Origin of the sequence: Halopseudomonas sp. (assembly GCF_041579695.1) — a bacterium.
Taxonomy (GTDB): Bacteria; Pseudomonadota; Gammaproteobacteria; order Pseudomonadales; family Pseudomonadaceae; genus Halopseudomonas.
In genome coordinates this window covers 1-4,493 of record NZ_JBFGFI010000140.1, presented here as the reverse complement: position 1 = coordinate 4,493, position 4,493 = coordinate 1, and the positions used below count along the sequence as shown (strand labels likewise).

General features: G+C 57.3%; 3 protein-coding genes. 2 read left to right on the top strand and 1 reads right to left on the bottom strand.

Annotated elements, in window-relative coordinates; translation table 11 throughout:
• The coding region (locus ABYA88_RS15430) for a flavin monoamine oxidase family protein (protein WP_373188273.1) at positions 1-996 on the bottom strand (996 nt) is incomplete at its 3' end.
• 353 nt (positions 997-1,349) lie between these two features.
• Here ABYA88_RS15430 and ABYA88_RS15425 point away from each other — a divergent pair.
• Positions 1,350-3,605 (top strand): galactose oxidase-like domain-containing protein, encoded by a 2,256-nt coding sequence (locus ABYA88_RS15425; RefSeq protein WP_373188272.1) that lies wholly within the window; start codon positions 1,350-1,352, stop codon positions 3,603-3,605.
• A 16-nt stretch (positions 3,606-3,621) separates the two neighbouring features.
• The gene (locus tag ABYA88_RS15420; RefSeq protein ID WP_373188271.1) at positions 3,622-4,182 is read left to right on the top strand and encodes a hypothetical protein; all 561 of its coding nucleotides are present in this window, start codon (positions 3,622-3,624) and stop codon (positions 4,180-4,182) included.
• Positions 4,183-4,493 lie beyond the last annotated feature (311 nt).

The window sequence follows — 4,493 nt, the reverse complement described above, 5'->3', positions numbered from 1 at the left end:
CTGTTCAATCGCGGCTTCGCTACCAATCAAACGCACCCTGTCTTTCCAAGGCGCAGTGAGCACAATGTCCGTATGCAGTGCACCGTGCTCGCCCAATGAGAGCCGGTCCTGGTCTGCAGCTGTATGGGGGTCAGCCGCCCAGTCGTAAAAGGAATCCTCAACAGGATTCGCCGCCTGCTCGCCAAACAAACGCATCAGCTGGCCTCGACAAGCGGTTTTAATTTCAGATGTAGTCAAACGAGCTCTCTGAGCCGCATTGATCCCGAAAAAGCCAAACAAGGCGGCGCCCTGGTTGTTGCAGGCGTCATGAATTTCAGCCAAAGGACCTATCCGGCTGAAGGCAGCACCCGATAGCCCCGCCTCGCGCCAAAACGGTCTGGCGTAGTGGGCAACATACTTAGCGTGAGCAGCCATCCAGGTCGGTATTGCCCTCAGCGACATCAAATCCGGCTCGGGCAGAGCGGGACTGAATTGGATACCGGCTGCGAGCCGAGGGGGCAGCGCCAGCCATAGATGCGTATAGGCCCGTAATAGGTCCGGGCCGTCGGCAAACACGGGCTGAATTGCCGTCCCGTCAAGGTTCACGGCCTTCAAGGTGGCGTTCAGGTGCAGATGTTCTGGTGGTATCAGGGCGGTGAGCGCCGCCACCAGGTGGCAGGTTCCACCCTCGACACGGATCGATGTATTGCCCGACACATATCCTTCGCGGCGCACCACTCCGACGGCCCGGTCCTCCATCATCGTCGCACCGGCGGTGTACTGCTCAAACACCGGCAAACCCAACTCCGTAACCAGGTTATGCATGCGCGGCTGGAAATCCGGCCAGAACCAGGATGGCCCGAGATCAAAATCACCCGATACGGTAGCCAGGATGCGACCGCCTAGTCGATTACGCGCCTCAAAAAGGTCAAAGGCGATACCCAGCCGGTGCAGCCGGTAAGCCGCGTACAGCCCCGCCAAACCACCGCCGATAATGGCAATTCTTGCTTCAGTCATGGGTTACCCCGAAAGGAAAACGGCTAATTTGTGCGCGTGTCAGGTCTCAGCTCTTTACCGACGAAGACCTTGCCGGCATTCAGACGGGAAAGCCAGCTAGATAAGCAAAAGATCAGCCGGATTAACATTCATCTGACCCCCAATTATCCTTCCGTGATACACAAAAGGCGACATAAGCGCCAAGGTTCGCCGCGTTTTTACCTAGGTGCATCTTTTTCTGCGCCCTGCCCGTAATGGCTTATGTCCGAGACAGTTGCGCACCGCGAGACGGTACGCCGCTCTGGAGAAAACAGGGGCCTGATCCGCCCTTTCCTGCGGACAGCATCAAACAAAAACAAAATCAGGAGAAGCAAATGTCCCATCTACCTACCCGGTTGATTACTGCAACAGGCTCCCTGCTGGTCCTTGCAGCCTTACCTGCAGCAGTCAGCGCCAGCCTGCTCGGCGGTCTCTTGGGCGAGCCCAGTGATTCCACCAGCAGCACATCTTCCACACAGGCTTCATCAAGCGCCAAGGGCAGCTTCAGTCTCCCCTTTGCCGAGCCCACTATTATTGTCGATGGCCAGGTAATCGAGACAGATGAAAAGTGTATTACCCGCAACGATGGTATGGACGAATGCAAACCCGCCGCCGGCACCATGGCGCTGCTCAAGGATGGACGGCTGTTGTATCTCAATGCCCTGGAAGGTACCGAAAACGTAGAACTCTCGATCGTCGGCGAGTTTGGTGAGGTTTCGGTCAACGACCAGACCCGCGTGCTATCACTGGATGCGAACGACAGACCCAGCTGGCTCAAACCCTCTCCGCTGGATGCTGGCGCCAATCCGGATGGTAACGACAGCACCACCCTGCTCAACGGCACCTTCCTGGATGGTGCAATTGATACTGCTGACAACACCAGCAAAAACGATGGCGCCCTCTTCTGTTCCGACGTCATTGGTCTGGCAAACGGCGACATCATGGCCGTCGGTGGCACCGACTACTACTCCGAACCCGGTATAGATGGATTGCCTCTGGGTGTTGCAGAACTTGAAGGTATAAAAAACTCTCGCATATTCGACGCGAAAAACAACACCTGGACTCAGAGTGGCGACATGCACTTCGGTCGCTGGTATCCCTCCCTGGTGACGCTGGGTAACGGCAACGTGTTTGTAGCCAGCGGTGTAACCAAGCTGATCAAGCCAGTCTACCCCGAAGACCCGATCAACAGTGGGCGCAACGTCGTTCAAACCGAAACCTACAACCCCTGCACCCAGACCTGGACGCTGAATCCGACTACAGCAGACCGTTCGTTTCCGCTGTATCCGCGGATGCACCTGCTGCCAAACGGGCATGTGTTCTACAACGCCGGCGGTCAAGCCTTCAATCCCTTTGGGCAAGGCTACGACCAGGCGCTGTGGAATATCACGGCTAGCTACAACCCCGCCACACAGCGCTGGACCGACATTGGCTATGCCGGGCTGCCGCTTCGCCTGGACGAGGTCGGCCTGGATCAGCTCGGCAGCACCCTGAATGTCAGCAACATATCCCTTGCGCAGACAACCTCTGTTCTCGGCGATGTGGTTTCCGCCCCCGAGACGCTCATAGAGAGCGGATTGGATCTCGGCGTATCGGATGAAGAGTTGCAAATCGCCATCGCCGGAGGCATGCGTGGATCAACATCCTCCACAATGCTGCCCCTCAAGCCCAATGCTGACGGGGAATACACCGACGTTGAACTGCTCACCGCAGGCGGCGTGCCCAGTTATGGTGTCTTGACCAACCCTGGCGGTTATCTGCCCACTGCCCAGAGCCGTATCGATCGCATCAGTACTAATGGCGATCAGATCGACTATGAGTCCCGCCTCACAGGCCCGCTGAATCAGCCACGCTGGTACGGCACCAATGTGCTGATGCCTGACGGCAGCGTTACTGTCTTCAGCGGCGGCGACAGGGACGGGGTAGTAGGACCGGGGCTGGAAGGTCCGATTCGTATCGCTGAGCGCTTCGATCCGGAAACCAGTACCTGGACAGAGATGGCTACAGGTCACCAGGCCCGCACGTATCACAACACAGCCGTGCTGATGGACGATGGTCGTGTGATGATTGCCGGCCATTCGCCAATCAATACTGCCTACCTGACCTTTGTCGATCTTCAGGGGCTGGGCCTGGCGCCCTATGACGGTCGTGATCCGAGCTTCGAGATCTATACCCCGCCCTACGCGATGCGTAACGACCGACCGCAGATCAAGCGTGCGCCGAGCAATCTGACCATCGGCGACCGGTTCAATATCAATGTGGACCAGGCTGATCAGATCGACAAGGCTTTGCTGATTCGCCGCACGGTCATGACGCACCTGATTGATGGCGACCAGCGCGCGATTGAGCTCAATATCGCCAAAGGCCCGGGCAACAAGCTCACCCTCACCATGCCCAACAACCACAATGTGGTTCCTGCCGGTGAGTACATGTTGTTCGTCAGCAAGAACACGCCAGAGGGTCGTGTGCCTTCAGAGTCAGCGCCGATTACGGTCGTCAATACCAGCCTGTCTTGCATGGCGCCGGTGATGACCTCAACGGACGTTGTTACGGCTGACGGCATTATCGAGTCAACGCTCGATATTCTGTAATCGCAAGGAGACAAGCATGACTATCGGACAAACAAGAACCGCTTTTACCGGTCTCGTTTTGTTCGGCCTCGCGTGCCTGTCAGCCTCCGGGCTGGCAGGTGCGCACGGCGGGCTTGAACTGGACGTTGTGCCAGAGGGGTTCGTCAAGGCCAGCATCACGGACAGACCTGAAATTCGGGGCCTGAGCAGCTTGATTCTAGCCGCGCCCAGGCCAGGCATCATGCTGCGCTACAACGGTGAGCAGCCATTGACCGTGCTGGGTACGGAGGGTGAAGCCTTCCTGCGGTTCACGCGCACGGGTGTATCGGTGAACACCGCCAGCCCGAGCTGGGAGGCGTCAAACGACAAGCCACCTGCCTCGGCCCCCAACACCACAGCGGACGACACCAGTGCAGAACCAAGCTGGGTCACCTTATCGGACTCAGGCAGCTTCAGTTGGCTGGATCCAAGACTCAATACCATGGCAGACGTGCACCACGAGGCAGACACCCGGAAAGAATGGACCATTGCCGTACGCAAACCCGACGGCGAAGTCGACCAGATAAGGGGTACCCTGACGTTTACGGCGTATGAGTAGGCGACAAGATCCAGTGTTTGAACGGCAGCCCCTGCATTGCAGGGGCTTTGCTGCGGTCGAAACTGTAATTAGCCAACGGCATCGCCAGAGTAAATCTATGTAAAGTTACCTTTACAATGCGGTTTTTATGTTCATTTTGCTGTCTTATGAGTGATTCCCGCGCTGCAGGATGCATCCGACGCCGGTATGAATGCGGTCTGCCCAAGCGAGATAACGCAATGAACGTACTTCGTGGTATCGCCCTTGCGGGCATTTCAACCCTGTTGCTAGGTGGCTGTGGCAACAACCCCTATGCGAGCCCGTACGACTCT

Coding starts and splice junctions, on each gene's coding strand:
- ABYA88_RS15425 (WP_373188272.1), top strand. CDS start 1,350: ATGTCCCATCTACCTACCCGGTTGATTACTGCAACAGGCTCCCTGCTG.
- ABYA88_RS15420 (WP_373188271.1), top strand. CDS start 3,622: ATGACTATCGGACAAACAAGAACCGCTTTTACCGGTCTCGTTTTGTTC.